Source organism: Candidatus Obscuribacterales bacterium, assembly GCA_036703605.1.
Classification (GTDB): domain Bacteria; phylum Cyanobacteriota; class Cyanobacteriia; order RECH01; family RECH01; genus RECH01.
This window is the reverse complement of the sequence record DATNRH010000527.1, coordinates 1-1,064: the sequence shown is the minus strand read 5'-3', so window position 1 is coordinate 1,064 and position 1,064 is coordinate 1. Positions and strand designations below refer to the sequence as shown.

General features: G+C 53.3%; 1 protein-coding gene. It reads right to left on the bottom strand.

Annotated features, from left to right (window positions below):
- Window positions 1–36: 36 nt before the first annotated feature.
- Window positions 37–822: a hypothetical protein gene (locus V6D20_11420; protein ID HEY9816393.1), complete on the bottom strand. Its 786-nt coding sequence runs from the start codon at window positions 820–822 to the stop codon at window positions 37–39.
- Window positions 823–1,064: the final 242 nt, after the last annotated feature.

The window sequence follows — 1,064 nt, the reverse complement described above, 5'->3', positions numbered from 1 at the left end:
ACGTACTCGTTAAAGATGCTGGCCTCGCCTTTGCGCTTACCTTTGCCCTCGAGGAGCACCTGGACAAGTAGGGTGGTGAGCTCCCATCGGTGGACTACCCCAGACATGATCAGCCATAATCTTGATGGCTTGGAAGACGTTGCGGAGGTCTAGGTCATGTTCCAGCAAGACGTGATTGATGGCCGCTTTGATGACACCAAGGTTCCGCTGCACAGAGTTGGGGGTCATGCGGGACAGCAAGAGATCACGATAGGCATTTGCATCTGCTCGGGTGAGGTCCTTCAGCTCCGTCCACTCAAAGCGGTTCTTCCCTAGGCAAAGGATCAGGTCTTTGCGGAGACGGTCGATGCGGGTGCGCAGGCCGTTGTTGCTCTCCTCTGCCTTATAGGTATAGTATTCTTCCAGGACCCGAGAGAGCGACATAGGCGCTGGTGTTGAGGACGCTGATTTGAGCTGCCTTACCGCGCCTTTGGGGACAGCGTGTTCGAGATCTTCAGCAAGTTCCTGGAAGTCGTCGAACTCTGGCCACTCAGGATCGACGGCCCCCTGGATGAACATGGACTGGTGCCGTTCACCCAGCCGTTCTCTGACCAGAGCCTTGGCTCGCTCTTCATCTGTGGTGCGTCGTTCGCGATCAAAGAGAGCCTCAATCTCGGCATGGACCTTGGGCAGAGCCTTCAGAGCATCTTGGTAGGTATTGCCCAACTGACGGTAGACAGTCGCCTTGGGAATCACCTTGCGCAGGTCTTTGGGAACATTCCGTTTATAGCGGAAAGAGCCGTTGGCCCGGCGGAACATATAGCGTGGTAGCTTGAGGGGCATCTTCTGATCCATGCTGAGTAATCTCAGCCGCAGGATCACGCGGTGCAACCCAAATCGACCTTCCCGGAGTGACAAATCACTGGCGGAAATTGACGAAAGTGGTCCTAAAAGCGGTCCCGAAAATGGTTCCAAAAAACCCCAAAAAGCCAAGTTTTTCTTGGTTTTCTTCAACTTATTGGGGGGTTAGAGGTGCCCAGGAGAGGCAATCTATCATCTTATTTATATATTAATAATGGATACTT

Coding starts and splice junctions, on each gene's coding strand:
- V6D20_11420 (HEY9816393.1), bottom strand. CDS start 822: ATGCCCCTCAAGCTACCACGCTATATGTTCCGCCGGGCCAACGGCTCT.